Origin of the sequence: Mesotoga sp. BH458_6_3_2_1, from assembly GCF_003664995.1 — a bacterium.
Taxonomy (GTDB): domain Bacteria; phylum Thermotogota; class Thermotogae; order Petrotogales; family Kosmotogaceae; genus Mesotoga.
Map to the genome: position 1 here is coordinate 640,234 of NZ_JFHL01000002.1, position 16,141 is coordinate 656,374.

15 protein-coding genes are annotated in these 16,141 nt (G+C 48.3%); 11 read left to right on the forward strand and 4 right to left on the reverse strand.

Going from position 1 to position 16,141, the window contains the following annotated elements; genetic code table 11:
- Positions 1 to 2: 2 nt before the first annotated feature.
- Genes Y697_RS03445 through Y697_RS03460 form a run of 4 tightly spaced genes read right to left on the reverse strand, consistent with a single transcriptional unit; the run spans position 3 to position 3,764 of the window.
- Positions 3 to 1,664 (reverse strand): penicillin-binding transpeptidase domain-containing protein, encoded by a 1,662-nt coding sequence (locus tag Y697_RS03445; protein ID WP_121550278.1) that lies wholly within the window; start codon positions 1,662 to 1,664, stop codon positions 3 to 5.
- A complete protein-coding gene (locus Y697_RS03450) occupies positions 1,654 to 2,034 on the reverse strand; it encodes a hypothetical protein (RefSeq protein ID WP_121550279.1) in 381 nt (126 codons plus the stop codon). Before Y697_RS03450 ends, Y697_RS03445 begins: the two co-directional genes overlap by 11 nt.
- Positions 2,031 to 2,729 carry a hypothetical protein gene (locus tag Y697_RS03455; RefSeq protein ID WP_121550280.1) on the reverse strand — a complete coding sequence of 233 codons (699 nt, stop codon included), beginning with the start codon at positions 2,727 to 2,729 and terminating at the stop codon, positions 2,031 to 2,033. Before Y697_RS03455 ends, Y697_RS03450 begins: the two co-directional genes overlap by 4 nt.
- A 15-nt stretch (positions 2,730 to 2,744) precedes the next feature.
- Complete coding sequence (locus Y697_RS03460; RefSeq protein WP_121550281.1) at positions 2,745 to 3,764, reverse strand: rod shape-determining protein; 1,020 nt, start codon at positions 3,762 to 3,764, stop codon at positions 2,745 to 2,747.
- Positions 3,765 to 4,053: 289 nt separating this feature from the next.
- Between Y697_RS03460 and speE the strand changes: the two genes are divergently transcribed.
- The 11 genes from speE to hfq all read left to right on the forward strand — a co-directional run bounded on the left by speE (position 4,054) and on the right by hfq (position 16,140).
- Positions 4,054 to 4,929 carry a polyamine aminopropyltransferase gene (speE, locus tag Y697_RS03465; RefSeq protein WP_121550282.1) on the forward strand — a complete coding sequence of 292 codons (876 nt, stop codon included), beginning with the start codon at positions 4,054 to 4,056 and terminating at the stop codon, positions 4,927 to 4,929.
- A gap of 169 nt (positions 4,930 to 5,098) precedes the next feature.
- Positions 5,099 to 6,910 (forward strand): translation elongation factor 4, encoded by a 1,812-nt coding sequence (lepA, locus tag Y697_RS03470; protein WP_121550283.1) that lies wholly within the window; start codon positions 5,099 to 5,101, stop codon positions 6,908 to 6,910.
- 12 nt (positions 6,911 to 6,922) lie between these two features.
- The gene (locus tag Y697_RS03475) at positions 6,923 to 7,774 is read left to right on the forward strand and encodes a deoxyribonuclease IV (protein ID WP_121550284.1); all 852 of its coding nucleotides are present in this window, start codon (positions 6,923 to 6,925) and stop codon (positions 7,772 to 7,774) included.
- Between the two features lie 16 nt (positions 7,775 to 7,790).
- A complete protein-coding gene (locus tag Y697_RS03480) occupies positions 7,791 to 9,374 on the forward strand; it encodes a CTP synthase (protein WP_121550285.1) in 1,584 nt (527 codons plus the stop codon).
- A complete protein-coding gene (folP, locus tag Y697_RS03485) occupies positions 9,374 to 10,219 on the forward strand; it encodes a dihydropteroate synthase (protein ID WP_121550286.1) in 846 nt (281 codons plus the stop codon). The genes Y697_RS03480 and folP overlap by 1 nt, the downstream gene beginning before the upstream one ends.
- 1 nt (position 10,220) lies before the next feature.
- Entirely contained in the window at positions 10,221 to 11,549 is a 1,329-nt protein-coding gene (locus Y697_RS03490; protein WP_121550287.1) for a carbohydrate ABC transporter permease, read from the forward strand.
- Between the two features lie 9 nt (positions 11,550 to 11,558).
- The gene (locus Y697_RS03495; RefSeq protein ID WP_121550288.1) at positions 11,559 to 13,970 is read left to right on the forward strand and encodes a carbohydrate ABC transporter permease; all 2,412 of its coding nucleotides are present in this window, start codon (positions 11,559 to 11,561) and stop codon (positions 13,968 to 13,970) included.
- A 35-nt stretch (positions 13,971 to 14,005) separates the two neighbouring features.
- Positions 14,006 to 14,209: a hypothetical protein gene (locus Y697_RS03500; protein ID WP_121550289.1), complete on the forward strand. Its 204-nt coding sequence runs from the start codon at positions 14,006 to 14,008 to the stop codon at positions 14,207 to 14,209.
- Positions 14,206 to 14,988, forward strand: a complete 783-nt coding sequence (locus tag Y697_RS03505) for a class I SAM-dependent methyltransferase (RefSeq protein ID WP_121550290.1) — start codon at positions 14,206 to 14,208, stop codon at positions 14,986 to 14,988. Before Y697_RS03500 ends, Y697_RS03505 begins: the two co-directional genes overlap by 4 nt.
- The gene (gene miaA / locus Y697_RS03510; RefSeq protein WP_121550291.1) at positions 14,985 to 15,914 is read left to right on the forward strand and encodes a tRNA (adenosine(37)-N6)-dimethylallyltransferase MiaA; all 930 of its coding nucleotides are present in this window, start codon (positions 14,985 to 14,987) and stop codon (positions 15,912 to 15,914) included. Before Y697_RS03505 ends, miaA begins: the two co-directional genes overlap by 4 nt.
- The gene (gene hfq, locus Y697_RS03515) at positions 15,898 to 16,140 is read left to right on the forward strand and encodes an RNA chaperone Hfq (protein WP_099828549.1); all 243 of its coding nucleotides are present in this window, start codon (positions 15,898 to 15,900) and stop codon (positions 16,138 to 16,140) included. The genes miaA and hfq overlap by 17 nt, the downstream gene beginning before the upstream one ends.
- Position 16,141: the final 1 nt, after the last annotated feature.

Below are 16,141 nucleotides of genomic sequence, written 5' to 3' on the forward strand. Positions count from 1 at the left end.
TTCTACCGGGCATATTCTTCAATGTAGTAATCCATGATCTTTCTCGATATCTGAGTGGCCAATCCCGATCCGTAGCCCCCCTCATAAACGAGGACCGTTACAACGATCTCAGGTTCGTGAAGCGGCATGAATCCTGTGAACCAGGAGTGAGTCGGCTTTGAACCACCCTGCTCGGCGGTTCCGGTCTTTCCAGCGGCCGTCTCTGCGAAGTCTCTGAAAGAGGAATAAGCGGTTCCCGCATCGGCCGAACTTCCTCCCTTGCTCACGACATCTCCCATTGCGCCGATGATAAGATCCCAGTCGCTTTCTCCCAGCTCGATTACCGATCTTTCACTCTCTTGCTTTGAACCGACAAAAGGAATGATTTCTTTGCCCCTCATCGCGATCTCCCCGGTCATTCTCGCCAGTTGCAGAGGAGTGATGCTTAGATATCCCTGCCCTATCGATATCTGGATCGTGTCTCCGGGGAACCAGCTCTCTTCAAGGTTCTCGCGTTTCCACTCGGGCGACGGCATCAGTCCGACCGATTCTTCGGGCAGATCGATGTCGGTAGGTTCAAAAACCTCCCAGATCCTGGCGTATCGATCGAGAGTCTCGATTCCTAGCTCCAGTCCAAGCTGGTAGAAATAGATGTTGCAGGAAACGGTAATGGCCTTCCCGAGATCGGTCTTTCCATGTCCATAAAGGTTCCAATCTCTGTAGACTCCCTGAACTACGCCCTGGCTGTCTTTGTACTGGAAGATGCCCCCGCAATCGATCTCTTTTTTACTGTCTGTTCCCTCAGCCAGAGCCACCATGGCAATGAACGGCTTGATCACGGAGCCAGGCGAAAAGGGAGTCACAGCCCTATTGACCAGGGGTCTCGAAGGATCCAGATTAAGGCGCTCCCAATCCCTTGTTGAAATTCCCCTCGTGAAAAACATGTTCTCGAAACTCGGTACGGAGACGAGAGCGAGAACCTCTCCGTCGGTCTTCATAACGACTGCGGCGCCGCTCTTTCCCGTTTCGTCTATTAAATCGTAAATGTACCTGCTGAGCTGGGAGTCGATCGTGATTTTCAGATCCTTTCCAGCGACGGGAGGCCTTTCGCCCTCAAGACTGATCTGTGTTCCCAGTGCATCGACACGTATCAGTTTCTCGCCGGGAGTTCCTTTCAGAAGCTCATTGTATTGCTTCTCGATTCCCATAACCGGTTCTCCGTCAAATTTGATGTAGCCTGCAACGTGCGCTATCCCCGGGTTGTCCTGATAGTACCTTATGATTCTCTCGGAGATCTCCAATTCAGGGTAGTCGTTTAGCCTTACTGCTAATGCTGCGGGAAGGCTCGTCTCAACGCTGCCGAAGATCTCAAGACGCTTAAGAAGTGTTTCCGCTTTCTCCCTGTCATCGAATGAATCAATTATCATTCTCTTCAGATCTTCTGGAAGAAAGACCACTTTCTTCTTTATTTCATAGTAGGGCGCGTCCCATGCCATAGGGATCCCGTTTCGATCGAGAATCATCCCTCTTGGAGGCAGTATGGAGATTGACCGGCGGCTTATACTCTCGACCTGCTCGGCATACTTCTCGAAATTGACTATCTGGTAGTCGTAGAGTCTATATATGAAAAAACCGATCGTGAGAAGAAAAAGTACGAAGAAAAGGTCGAACCTCTTAGTCCTCAATACTCAACCTCCTAAGGACAAGAAATGTTATGAAAAAGGGAATAAGGACTCCAAAGCCCGTGCCCGCGAAAAAGACTCCTGCAAGACCCAGCAAAGCCGATGTGAGAGTGCCGAAACTCGGTGTCCTGTAGCGGCCGTGGATCGCCATCGTGGAAAAGGTAACGATAACTGCAAGGGCAACAACCATACTGATCCCGGAAAGAGCCATCCCGACTATCCAGGACAGGAGCAGAGCAAGTGATAGGGCGAAGGGGATGTTTCTCGTCGGAAGAAAGACGAGCAACGTGAGATAAGCCGGGTACAGAGGAATCAGATCTCCGAATCCAAGATCCAGGTAAAGGGCCGGAATTATTAGCAGAAGCCAGATCATTCCTGCCACTCCAGATAGATGAAGTAGTCGCCAAACACATTGGGAGGCTTCACAAGATAATCGCTTCCGTGTGGGCCGGAGATTTCACCGATCAGATCAAGGTTCATGGCCTTGTAGTAGCCATATCCCGGAACGGTTGTGGCTATTCTCACAGGATCGCCTTCGGCCAGATAGTAGGGATCGAAAGTCGAAAAATACAGTCTGCCGGCGCTAGAGTAGACGGCCCCTTCGATAACCTTTCCCTCTCTATCGACCGAGGCTGAAATCCTGACTCCGGGAGACGTCAAGGGTGAAACAATAAGGTAACCTTCATTCGAGCTCTTCACTATGCCATAGATTGTTGACGAAAAAATCGAGGCAACGGGAATACCCTGGGACGCTCTCCTGTCAGTAGTCATGATTGCCATATTATTTCTCTCGAAGCTGAAGAAGGCGACTCTCATGGGTACAGGAAATTCAAACCTGTCAGCGAAAGAATCTGCGTATCTATTGAGATCCCTGATGACCCTATCGATGCTCCTTGTTTGGAAGACGGCTCTAAAGAAGTTTTCAATATCTACCCTTACGTTTATCAATGGTAAGGCGGCATCATCAAATAATTCGGATGCCCTTCTATTCATTCCAGTTACTTCCAGCAATGATAATAGGATAAGAAAAATCATTAGGATTACTACCGCCGCTTCAGCGAACTTCACCTGAGAAGTCTCTCCCTATCTCAAGTTGCCTTTTTCAAGTCTTTCAAGTATAGAAACTCTCTCCAAAACCTGACCGGCTCCTCTAGCTACACAGGTTAAGGGATCGTCGGCGATCACAACCGTAATACCGGTTTCTCTCTGAATCAATTCCTGCATCCCATTGAGGAGAGAACCTCCGCCGGCGATGACTATGCCGCTTTGAACGATATCCGAAATAAGTTCGGGAGGTGTGTTCTCCACCGTTAGCTTAACAGCTTCTACGATTCTAGCAACAGGTTCTACAATCGCTTCACGAACCTCGGCGCCCGAGACAGATATCTTTCTCGGCAGTCCCGAATTGAGGTCAAGCCCCACAATCTCAGCGTAAGAGCTATCGGCCTCCTCCGTTTCAACGACGTTTCCTATCTCCATTTTGATTCGCTCCGCCGTCTTTTCACCTATCATGAGTCTATATTTCTCTTTGATGTACTGGACGATATAGTCATCCATTTCATCTCCGCCGACTCTTATTGACTGACTCAAGACTATGCTTCCTAGAGAGATCACTGCTATCTCAGTTGTTCCTCCGCCGATGTCAACTATCATATTGCCGGTCGGTTCTTCAACATTCAGACCGGCGCCTATTGAACTTGCCATCGGTTCTTCGATGAGAAATACCTTTTTTGCTCCGGCTTCCATTCCTGCATCGACAATTGCCTTTCTTTCAACTTCCGTCGCTCCCGAAGGCACTCCGATGACTATTCTCGGCTTGACAAAGCTCCGCCTTCCAGTCGCTCTACCCATGAAATACTTCAGCATGGCGAGCGCAATATCATAGTCTGCAATAACTCCATCCTTCAGCGGGCGAGTAGCAACGATACTGGCCGGTGTTTTTCCAACCATTCTCTTTGCCTCCAGGCCAACCTGAAGGATCTTTCCGGAATTCACATCAATCGCAACAACTGAGGGTTCATTAGTCACTACGCCCTGGCCTTTCACATAGACCAGAGTGTTGGCAGTTCCCAAATCAATACCCATGTCTTGCCTTAAGAACATTCGAAGGCCTCCTGTCAGGGAAAGTCTTTACTCCTAATTCTACCATCAGGATGCGACCGAATGACGAAGAGTGTGGAAAATCAACACAGTTGTCAAATGAGCCTCTGGAAATGGTATTACACAAGTTTGACTCTTCCTTAATCAAAGTGATAGAATCATTTGGCCTCATTGCTCGGATAGTCCGGCTCTTGATGGCATTGGATGACTGAAGACAAGGAGTAGGATTGAATAAACAGTGGTGCGTTCGAGATCGATGAAGCAATTGTGCTGATAATTCGGAGGTGTAGAAATGGAAGATAGAGAGCTGAGAACACTGAATCATCTTATGTACATGGAGTATTACACAGGAGGAAACGCAGGACTCTTCATGAAAATGAAGCGACTCGTCTATTCATTTCAGAGCCCATTTCAGAGGATAGATATTTTCGAGCATCCCGAGTTCGGTATGGTTCTTGTTCTGGACGGCATAACGATGTTCACTGAAGCCGATGAATTCATGTATCACGAGATGCTGGTTCACGTACCGCTCTTCACTCACCCCGATCCGAAGCGGGTGTTGATAATCGGAGGAGGCGACGGGGGAAGTCTTAGGGAAGTTCTTAAACACCCCTCGGTCGAAGAAGCGATTCTCTGTGAAGTGGATCCCTATGTAATCGATGCGGCTAAACTTCACCTGAAGGAAATGTCTGTCGAACTGGACAACCCGAAGGCATCGATCATAAATGAAAACGGTGCCGACTTTGTCAGGAAGAACAAGGATTACTTCGACGTAATTATTGTCGATTCTACCGATCCGACGGCCGGTGAAGGGGGTCATCTCTTCACCAAAGAGTTCTATTCGAATTGTTACAAGGCTCTGAGAAAAGATGGGATCTTCTGTGCCGAAACCGAGGATCCTTTCTACGACAAGGGATGGGTGGCTATTGCCTACAATAGAATTTCCTCGGTCTTCCCTGTTTCGAAGATGTACACCAGCTTCATGACTACTTATCCTTCAGGAATGTGGACCTATACCATCGGTTCGAAAGAGGTCGATCCGCTGAAGGATTACGATGAAGAAAGAGTGCTTGATTTCGGGGCGCCTCTGAGGTACTACAATACTGAGATTCACAGGGCCTCGTTTGCTCTCCCAACGTTTTTGAAAGAGCTCACCGGCCAGTTTTGACGTTGGGGCGAATGATTTCGCTTTCATGATAGACTAAACTAGATTTTCCGAAGTTGAGAGGACTCATCCAGCATTCTTTCTGGAGATGTTCTCATTCCTTTCTGTTTAATTCAACTTGCTTAACCTGCGCCGTGATAGAATCATCCTTGATCGGCAGGAGGGAGTTCTAATGTATAACAGAGATCGCATAAGGAACATATCGATAATTGCTCACATCGACCATGGGAAGACAACTCTCGTGGATCGGCTACTGGATATAACCGATACCGTAGACAGGAGACACAAGCAGGATCAGTTCATGGACTCGATGGATATCGAGCGGGAAAGAGGGATAACGATCAAATCGAAGTCCGTCAAGCTGAATTATCTTGCAGAAGACGGTCTTACTTACGAAATCAATATTATAGATACGCCGGGCCATGTCGACTTCAACTACGAAGTATCGAGAAGCCTTGCGGCTTGCGAGGGTGCGATACTTCTTGTGGATGCCTCTCAGGGAGTCGAGGCTCAGACGGTGGGGAACACATATCTCGCCATAGAGAACGATCTGGAGCTTATCCCCGTTCTTAACAAGATTGACATTCCGAATGCAAACATCGAGGAGACTCTGGCAGAAATCGTCGATTTGATCGGCTATACACCTGAAGACTGTCTTCAGGCCAGCGCGAAGACTGGCCAGGGTGTAAAAGAGATTCTGGAATCGGTGGTGCGCAAGGTTTCGGCTCCTTCGGGAACATTGGAGGCCCCTCTCAAGGCCTTGATTTTCGACGCGATCTACGACAAGTACAGGGGAGTCGTGGTCCACGTAAGAATCTTTGACGGGAGTGTCAAAGAGGGTGACAAGATACAGATGATGGCCTCCGGTGAAACCTTCGAAGTTGTTGAAGTGGGATACTTCCTTCCTCAAATGGAAAAGACCGATTCTCTCGATGCAGGTGAGGTGGGCTACATCGTTGCAGTTATAAAGGACGTATCGAGCGCGAAGATCGGCGACACTATCACCTCTGCAAATAATCCGACCGGTGAAGCTCTTCCTGGGTACAAAGAGGCGAAGCCGATGGTCTACGCAGGAATGTTTCCGGGGATGCCAGAGTACTACGACGAACTGAGAAAGGCGCTCGACAAGTTCAAATTGAACGACGCCGCACTGGTTTTCGAGCCTGAAAACTCTCCGGCGTTGGGCTTTGGCTTCAGGGTGGGTTTTCTCGGCCTGCTTCATATGGATGTCGTAAGGGAGAGGCTTGAAAGAGAGTTTGAAATAGCCTGTATTTTAACGGCTCCAAACGTCGTCTACAGAGTGACGTCTCAGAACGGAGAAATAATCGAGATAACAAATCCCGCAAGTTTTCCTGAGCCCGGAGAGTTCTCTAAAGTCGAGGAACCCTTCGTCGACCTCTCGATCATCACTCCTTCGGAATATATGGGGAACTTAATAGGCTTCATCACTTCCGAGAAGAGAGGAGACTTCAAGGCGGTCGAAAATGCCGGAAAGAACCGTGTCGTAATGCGTTTTGAGGCGCCCTTGTCAGAGATAATGTTTGATTTCTTTGACAGGATGAAGGCCATTTCTCGAGGGTATGCCTCCATGGATTACGAAATACTTGGTTACCGTGAATCGGATCTTGTGAAAGTCACTATTCTTGTCAACAAGGAGACCGTCGATTCGCTTTCTTTCATCGTTCATGTGGACAAGGAGTATCAAGTTGCAAAGAAAGTAGTTGACAAGTTGAGCGAACTGATCCCTCCGCATCAGTTCCAGATTCCCATACAGGCAAAATCGAGAGGACGGATAATCGCGAGAAGCGACATAAAGGCCCTCCGTAAAGACGTTTTGGCGAAGTGCTATGGCGGAGATGTGACGAGAAAGATGAAGCTCCTGGAGAATCAGAAAGAGGGAAAGAAGAGAATGCGGGAGATCGGTCAGGTAACGATTCCGCAGAACGCCTTCCTGGCAATTCTTAGAATTGGCGAAGAAGAATGATGGGGTGAAGCGATGATAAGACTTGGAGCACACATGTCGACCTCAAAGGGCTTTGACAAAGTCCCTAAAGACACGGTGGCAATCGGCGGAAACACCTTTCAGATTTTCCCACACAGTCCGAGGATGTGGAGAGCCTCACTTCCAAAGGAGGAGATGGCATCCAGCTTCATCGATGAGATGAAAGAGAAATCGCTTGATCCTTTCGATTGCATGGTTCATTCCGGTTACCTGGTGAACATCGCCTCTCCCAACGAAGAGGTCTGGGAAAAATCCGTGAACCTTCTTTCCCTTGAGATGAAGATCACCGCCGCTTTGGGTCTGAAGTATCTGAACTTCCATCCCGGAAGCCATCTTGGTGACGGGCTGCAGGAAGGAGTAGAGAGAATACTGAAAGGGCTTGAAATGGTGCTTGGTGAGAATCAGGAAAACGATGTGATTCTTCTTCTCGAGAATGTGGCGGCGAAAGGGAATCACATAGGGAGTAGTTTTGACGAGCTGGAAATGATAATCGAGGGTTCGGCGCAACCTGAAAGGATCGGAATAACTTACGATACCTGTCACGGTTTTGATTCCGGTTTCGAGATAAGAACCAATGAAGGAGTGCTGAAGCTCATCGATGAAATAGATTCTAAGGTTGGCTATGAAAAGTTGATGATGATACATCTTAACGACAGTAAATTTCCACTCGGCGCCGCAAAGGATCGGCACGAAATGATAGGTAAGGGTTACATCGGCAAGGAGGACGGATTCAGAGTGTTTCTCTCAAATGAAAGAATCCAGGAAAAGCCATGGTTGCTGGAGACACCGGGAGACGACGCGGATCATGCTTTGGAGATAAAGTACATTAGAGAACTTCTCGGATAGTGGAGGACAACGAGCGATGAAGAAGAAGTACGTAGTTGTAACTGGAGGCGTAATCAGCGGGATTGGTAAGGGGATCCTCTCAGCCTCAATAGCGAGGGTTATGAAGGAATGCGGAGTCGAGGTGAACACTCTTAAGATAGATCCGTATCTGAATCTAGATGCCGGAACTATGAACCCGAACCAGCATGGAGAAGTGTTCGTTACCGAAGACGGATACGAAGCCGATCTCGACCTCGGTCATTACGAGAGGTTTCTCGGGAAGGACATGAGAAGAGAGAACAACATGACCGCAGGCCAGGTCTTCAAGTCGATTATTGACAAGGAGAGAAAGGGTGACTATCTGGGAGCCACAGTGCAGATGGTACCTCACGTCACGGATGAGATAAAGTCGAGGATCAGGAAAGTCCCTGGAGACCTTATAATGATAGAAATAGGCGGTACCGTCGGGGACATCGAAGGCGAGATATTTCTTGAAGCGGTCCGTGAACTTTGGGTCGAAGAGGGCCCTGAAAACTTCTTGTTCATCCATGTGACCTACGTTCCATATCTGCGGGTCACTAATGAGTTCAAGACGAAGCCTACACAACAATCCGTTCAGCTGCTGAGAAGAATCGGTATCCAGCCTCAGATGATTGCCGTCAGATCGGAACTGCCGATTGAGGAGAACGAGCTCGGCAAGATCGCACTTTTCGGCGGTCTCGATAGACAGATGGTCTATAACCTTCCCGACTCCGAAAACGTATACGATGTTCCACGAATCGTATATTCATACGGGATTCACAGAAAGATTGCCGCATGGCTAAATCTCGAAATTGAGGAGCGTTTCGACTGGAATTATCCCAGAACCTTCGTTCCGACCAGAATAGTCATAGTGGGAAAATATCTTGGGACTGACGACGCCTATAAGAGCATTTCGGAAAGCATTACGCTTTGCGGCGCCAGCAAGCCCGACGTCATTGACTCGCAGTGCTTCGAAGAGATGACTGAAGAGCAGATAAAAAACGAGCTTTGTAAATACGACGGAATCATCATCCCTGGTGGTTTCGGCAAGCGAGGCATTGAAGGAAAGTTAGCTGTAATTAAGGCGGCAAGAGAGGAAGACATCCCTATCCTCGGTATCTGTCTGGGAATGCAGCTGATGGTTATCGAGTTTGCAAGAAACGTACTCCATTACGAAAACGCCAACTCAACGGAATTCGATCCTTTGACCCCATACCCGGTAATCGACATGATGGAAGAGCAGAAGGCAATTATGAAGCTCGGAGGTACAATGAGGCTTGGGGCGCAGGAGACTCCGATTGAAGAAGGTACGGTACTGATGGATGCATACAATGAGAAGTTAGCTTTCGAGAGGCACAGACATAGATACGAAGTCAATCTGGAGCGCTTCCCCGACCTCTTCAGAAATCCGGGAGAAAAGGATGAAAATAGACTGACGATCTCCTCTTTGGCGACCTTTGTTGAAGCAATAGAGCTGCCGGAGAAGCGATTCTTCCTCGGAATTCAATATCACCCGGAATTCCGGTCTAAGGTCGGCAATCCAAATCCGGTCTTCGAGCTCTTCGTCAAACGAGTCAGAGAGAAGAGAAGGAATCAATAGTGGTCTTCAGTAGCGGTAGGGTGCTTGATCTCTCCGAACCGGTCATCATGGGGATAGTCAATGCGACTCCCGACTCCTTCTTTCCTGAAAGCAGATTCGGCGACACTACCGCGGCCCTCAATGCTGCGATCAGAATGCTTGAAAGCGGGGCAGCGATCGTCGATGTCGGCGGTGAATCCTCGAGACCGGGGGCCGAAAAGATCTCGGTGGAAGAGGAGATCGCCAGAGTTGTTCCCGTAATAAAGCAAGTACGAGAAAAGAAGCCCCAGGCCGTTATCTCGATCGACACCTGCAACAGTGTGACCGCTGGAGCGGCCCTCGCGGCCGGTGCAGATATCGTCAACGACATTACCGGACTCAGGTCGGGAGAAATGGTTGAAGTTGTTTCACAAAGCGATGCGGCGGTTATCATAATGCACATGAGAGGAGACCCTTCGACGATGAGTCAGATGACAGATTACGTCGATGTAGTCGAGGAGGTCTCGTCCTGGCTCGTCGAAAGAGCGCAGAGGGCTATCGAATCAGGAATAAGGAGAGACAGAATAATTCTCGACCCCGGGATAGGTTTCGCCAAAACGGCGGAGCAGAGCATTGAAATGCTTAGAAACGTCGACCGCTTCTTGCAACTGGGCTTTCCCCTGCTGGTTGGCCATTCCAGAAAGAGTTTCATCGCGAAGCTCACGGGTAGCCCTGTTGAAAATAGGCTGGAAGAAACCCTCTCGATTTCGACTTATCTGTACCTTAAAGGAGTGGACATAATTCGCGTCCACGATGTTCAGGAGCACAGTCGAATCTTTGGTATACTTAAGATACTAAACCCATACGGAGAAAATGGGAGGGAATGATTTGCCCTACAGCAGGCGCTCGAAGAAGTACTGGAAGGAAACCTGGCAAGCATATCTTTTCCTGCTGCCTTCGATTGCAATCTTAGGTGTCTTTGTTTTCTGGCCCATCGGATTTTCACTTGTACTCAGCTTTTTCAAATGGGATTACACTTCGACAACCCGTTACTTCATCGGTTTCGATAACTATAAGGAGCTCTTCAGACTCACATATCCGGTTTCGCTGAGCTTCGTTAATTCGTTGATAAACACTGCCGTCTACATTGTGGTCGTTCTCGTAATTGTTCAGGCTCTGTACCATCTTTTCGGTCTGCTGAGCAAGTACGACAAGACCGAAAAGAGTCATGCTCTTCTGTATGCGATCTATTTTGCGGCCGTCGCAGGTTTTGTTTTGCTTCGCAATTCCTCGCCTGATTTAACGGCGGCAGGTCTGTTTGCCGGTCTGGGGTTGATGGGTTTCGGGCTTTTCATACTGATGCGCAGGAGAGGCAGTCTTCAGTGGAAGAAAATGAAGTCGAGTCAGTGGTCGACTCTGCTCTTGATCGCGGCCGTCTATTACGCCTTTGCATATCTGATTTTGAGTCAGAGCGCGGATTTTGTGCAGTACTTCACGCTCGCCAAAGAAAGTTCAGACTTCCTTAAATCGATCTACAACACGGTTTATTACGTTCTTCTGTCCGTTCCGACGCAAATAGTGCTGGCGCTGATCATAGCGATGCTTCTGAACAAGAACATCAAGATGCGCTCTCTATTCAGGACTGCGTACTTCATACCCTTTGTTACATCGGTGGTTGCCGTTTCACTGGTATGGCAGTGGATGTTCAACGACCAGTTTGGATTGCTCAACTACATTCTCTCGATCTTCAACTTGCCTAGAATCGCCTGGCTTAAAGAAGAGGTGTGGACGATTCCTACGATAGCCATAGTCTCTGTATGGCAGCACGTTGGATACACCACCGTAATCTTTCTCGCCGGCCTTCAGAATATAGACAGATCATATTACGAAGCGGCCGATGTAGATGGCGCAAGCGGCTGGCAGAAATTCAAGTTCATCACCTGGCCGCTGCTTTCGGGCACGACCTTCTTCATAATGATAATTACGATGATTGGTTCGTTCAAGGTTTTCTCTCAGATCTTCATTCTTTACCAGGGTCTTCCCGGACCGGTCAACAAGAGCGGACTGACACTGGTCTATTACGTATTTGACGCCTTCTACAATCAGCAGAGAATGGGAGTGGCTAGTGCTGCCGCATACGTTCTCTTCATGATAATTCTGGTCTTGACAATGGTGCAGTTATATGTGGGCAAGAAGCGTGTCCACTATGAGGGTTGAGGTGTTCAGATGACTACATCGTCGACAAAGATAATCTCGAAGATTCTTCTCTATGTAGTTATAATTGGCGGGGCCTTTCTAATGCTGATTCCATTTGGCTGGATGGTCGCCACCTCCTTCAAAGCGCCCAGCGAAGTCTCAAGCTGGCCACCCGTATGGACGACCAAGAATGCCGCCAGTTCCTTCACTTTCAAGACACAGATAAAGCAGAAGAGCTCCGGAGCCTCCGTTGACCTCTCGACTCTTAGTCTTAGCGAGTTCAGAAACTTTGCGGCACTTATTGAAGAGTCGGCAAGTTTAGATACAGTCACCGTCACTCTGGACGATGATCCTATCAGAAGAGGCGAGATCGAGATCCAGTTGCTTAATGGAGACGGAACTCCGGCAGATTACGCCACTGAAGTAGATGAACAGCGTTTTGCCGCACTTGTCGACAGGTATTCTGCTCTTCAGTCAGACGTTCCCGATTCCTTTTCCAGCGTTCTGAAGGACCTCCCAAGGGACAGCGCGGGCCGGTTCATGGACAGTTTCTTCAACGCTGCAATATACAGCGACAGCGGATTCGTGAGAAGAGTAGTTCTCGTCAGCTCTCTCAAAGCCCAGTACTCAAGAGCTATCGATAGACTCGCTCAGAGCGTTGAAACAGCAATGAAGGAGTTGCCTATCGACACTGATGAAAGCAAGGAAATGAAGGCGAAGATCAGAGAAGAGTCGGGCAAACTTCTTGAAACTCCTATTGCAGATCTGACAGCCTCTATGCAAACTCTCGAGTCTTTTAGAACGGGGAAGACGGGGGTCACCGATCTGGGTGAACTGGAAAAGATAATCGGAGATCTTAGAAGCAGTGTCGATCTGATTCGGGAAGTAAGCGCGGAGATCGCTTCTCTTTCAGGGACAATTGCCGGTGGCGACTCAAGAATGTCTCTCCCTGTCAGGCAGCTTGAGCGTTCGCTAGAGACGATTCCCGAAGATTTGGATCTGTGGGCCGAACTGCTAGGCCTATATTCCGACATAAGGGTCTTCTACAACGATTCTCAAGACAAGAGCCTTTCGAGCACCTCAATAGTTGGGAATATTCGCTCAGACTCAGAAGTTCATTCCCTGCTCTCGGAGTTTGTAAGGGGATGGGACTTTGAAGAGGAAGTCAGAAGCTATTTGCTCTCGGCGATCACTCCTTCCAATGTGCGGGACGCAGTAACGATTCTCCTGAACTACCTAGATCGGAATTTTAAAGATGCTCTATCTCAATATTTTTCGGATACTCAGACGCCTCTTGAAGTGGTGAATGACGCAATGAACTTCCTCAGAACATCCCTGTTGGTCGCTTCGAGTCCCGAGATGGACAGGAAAGTCCTCAATGCGATGGAAGAGAAAACTTCATACCCCGACTTAATATCGCTCATCAGAGAAGTGGCATCGGCCGCCGGTCAGACCATAGGCGTCGGAGGAGTTGTTGCAGCTCTTGACAGACAGGCCGGTATTAGCGGTCAGGATCCATTTGCAGACCTCATCAGGCGAAGATGGAAAGAGACGACAATGGTCGGGACTTTCTCGAGGGTACATTCGGACATATTCAGCGAACTCGATCTTTCTCTCAAGCCTGACGAAGTTGAAAGAGTCTACTACAGAGGAATAATTTCACCATCTGGCGCAAAGTCTTTCGACATAAAGCTTACAGGTATTCCTGCTGTTTGGTTCAAGGACGACTTACCTGCCGGAAAAGTCAATTTTACATTCGGAGAAACCTTCAAGAATTTCTTCCAGAATTACATAACGGCGTGGAATGCCGCGCCTTTCGGCAGATATTACTTCAACACAGTATTTGTTGCGATGGTCACGACTTTCGTGGAGATTATTTTCGCTGCGATGGCGGCCTTCGCATTTGCAAAGATGGAGTTCTTTGGAAAGAACTTTCTGTTCACACTCTTCCTGGCAACTATGATGGTTCCCGGAGAAGTGTTGCTGGTCCCCAACTACATAACCCTGACCGCCCTGGGCTGGATCGACTCATATTACGCACTAATTGTTCCCTGGGTAGTCTCTGTCTTTGCGATATTCCTGCTGCGCCAGCATTTTATGACGATTCCAAACGAGCTTTACGACGCCGCCATGATCGACGGTCTGACGAAATGGCGCTTTCTCTGGACGATTCTCGTTCCGCTTTCGAAGCCTGCTGTAATTACGGGAGCGCTGTTAAAATTCGTTGGCAGCTGGAATTCATTCCTCTGGGTTCTTATAGTGACCAAGAGCCCGGAGATCAGGACACTCCCGGTGGGACTTCAGAATTTCAGCTCTGCAACAGGCAGTGACTATCACCTTCTGATGGCTGCGGCCACTTTTTCGATAATTCCGGTCGTTATTCTCTTCCTGATTACTCAGAAATACTTCATAGCCGGAATTGCCAGGAGTGGTCTAAAATAAAAAGCAAGAAGAATAAAGCCAAATTTCCTCTCGGATTGTTCATCTTTCTGGCTCTTCTGATTTCGCTTCTTTTGATTACGAATATCGATGCCCTTCTCAATTACAGGCAAGTCCAGAGAAGAATGGAAAACCTGCAGAAGGAGTACGATGCGCTGAAGAGAGAAATAGAGATCAGAGAATCCGAACTGGAACTGCTCAGAGGACTGGTACCGGGAAGCAACGATGGAGGCACTAGATGAAATTCGTAGTTACAACCTCTCACAAACCCAAGAAAGAAGAAGTTCTGAGTGCAAGAGGCCTTGCCGATGAGCTTGGTGTCAAATACGTTTCAAGAGGCCGTTTGAAAGAATTCGAGAAGGAATATCCGATAGATTTCTACTACGTCTTCGATAAGAATGGCCAACTTTCGATCAGGACCGGAGATTCGGTTTTCTTCTTTCATCCGGGCATGTCGAAGGTCAGGTATAAGAACATAAAGCTTCAGGAATCAGACTATCTAATTGAAAGCATGGAGCTTTCCGGAGACGAAACCGTTCTCGATACGACATTCGGACTCGGGAACGAGGCGCTTTTGATCGCCCACTTTCTGCCGGAAGGGAAGGTGGTGGGACTTGAGGCCTCGGAACATATATACAGGGTGGTTTCTCATGGACTTCGCAACTATCTGTACACTTATGAATGGATAAGAGAGGCGTCTACGAGGATAGAGCTACACAACAGGGATCTTCGAGATTTCGTTAAGGAGTGTCCCGACGCTTCTTACGACATAGTCTACTGCGACCCGATGTTTGACAGACCACAGATGAGTTCCAACTCAATAAATCCTCTCAGGCCATTTGCTATGTATGAGAGGATCAGCAGGGCCGACGTAGAAGAGATGATCAGGATTTCCTCAAAGAGATTCATCATCAAGAGCAGAACACGGGATACCCTCTTCGAAGAGCTAGATCTTCACTTCGACAAGCTCTCGGGAAGTAAGAAGAGCGGAGTGCTTTACGGGGTAGTTGAGAAGAGATGATCCCACTGATTCTCGGGCCGACCGCGGTCGGAAAGACTTCACTCCTGCTCGAGTTGGCCCGAAGACTTCCCATAGAAGTGATCTCCGTTGATTCCAGACAAATATATCGTTTCATGGACATAGGAACTGCCAAGCCCACAAAGAGAGAACAGGCTTTGCTTAAACACTGGCTTATCGATATTCGTGACCCGGATGAGGACTTCGACGTTATGGAGTTCAGAAAACTCGCCCTTCAATCTATATCCGACATAATATCGAGAGGAAAGATTCCGGTACTTGCAGGTGGAACGGGACTCTACGCCGAGTCACTCATCAAGGGTCTGACAGATCTTCCTCCAAGAGATGACCAGGTGAGGAGTGCCCTTCTGGAGATTGAGTCTCAGAGCAAAGGCTCTCTGAGAAAGATACTCAAAGAGGTGGATAGCGAAGCATTTGATTTGCTGCACGAGAACGATATCAAACGTATAGTCAGATATCTCGAGGTCTTTTTCAAGACAGGAAGGCCCTTGACTGAATTGCACGGAGAGAGTGAGAGTTCTGAAGAGTTTGGCATCGTAATCCTTGAACGGGAGAGAGGAGAGCTTCATCAGAGAATCGAGAAACGCGTAGACGAGATGATCCGAAACGGTCTGGCAGAAGAGACGAAGAGGCTTCTCGATAAAGGCTATACATCGAGACTTAACGCGCTAAAGACAATAGGCTACGCCGAGATGGTACAATATATAAAGTGCGGAGTGTCCCTTTCGGAAAGTAAGGAACGGATGCTTGTGAACACAAGAAGATACGCTCGTCGTCAGATTATCTGGTTCAGAAGATATAGTGAAGCTTTGAGAATTGACCTGTCCGCCCTCGATGAAGAGGCAGTGCAGGTTTTCGAAAACACAATTCTCTCAGTTTGGGGGGGTAAGAATGGCCGAAAAGTTTAATTTGCAAGATCGTTTTCTGAATCTTCTTAGGGTAAACAGAATCGAAGTCAAGATGTACCTCGAAGGAGGATTCCAGACGAAGGGGTTGGTTAAGTCGTTCGACAATTTCACCGTGTTGCTTGAAGATGGCCAGGAACAGACTCTTGTCTACAAGCACGCGATCAAGATGATGGTTCCTCAGAAGTACGTGAAATTGACGAATACGACAGGCAAGAAGGAGGATTGAA

What these genes read in the sequence shown, in the direction of transcription:
- speE (WP_121550282.1), top strand. Translation starts at nt 4,054, where the DNA reads ATGGAAGATAGAGAGCTGAGAACACTGAATCATCTTATGTACATGGAG.
- Y697_RS03450 (WP_121550279.1), bottom strand. Translation starts at nt 2,034, where the DNA reads ATGATCTGGCTTCTGCTAATAATTCCGGCCCTTTACCTGGATCTTGGA.
- Y697_RS03475 (WP_121550284.1), top strand. Translation starts at nt 6,923, where the DNA reads ATGATAAGACTTGGAGCACACATGTCGACCTCAAAGGGCTTTGACAAA.
- Y697_RS03460 (WP_121550281.1), bottom strand. Translation starts at nt 3,764, where the DNA reads ATGTTCTTAAGGCAAGACATGGGTATTGATTTGGGAACTGCCAACACT.
- lepA (WP_121550283.1), top strand. Translation starts at nt 5,099, where the DNA reads ATGTATAACAGAGATCGCATAAGGAACATATCGATAATTGCTCACATC.
- Y697_RS03495 (WP_121550288.1), top strand. Translation starts at nt 11,559, where the DNA reads ATGACTACATCGTCGACAAAGATAATCTCGAAGATTCTTCTCTATGTA.
- Y697_RS03480 (WP_121550285.1), top strand. Translation starts at nt 7,791, where the DNA reads ATGAAGAAGAAGTACGTAGTTGTAACTGGAGGCGTAATCAGCGGGATT.
- hfq (WP_099828549.1), top strand. Translation starts at nt 15,898, where the DNA reads ATGGCCGAAAAGTTTAATTTGCAAGATCGTTTTCTGAATCTTCTTAGG.
- miaA (WP_121550291.1), top strand. Translation starts at nt 14,985, where the DNA reads ATGATCCCACTGATTCTCGGGCCGACCGCGGTCGGAAAGACTTCACTC.
- Y697_RS03505 (WP_121550290.1), top strand. Translation starts at nt 14,206, where the DNA reads ATGAAATTCGTAGTTACAACCTCTCACAAACCCAAGAAAGAAGAAGTT.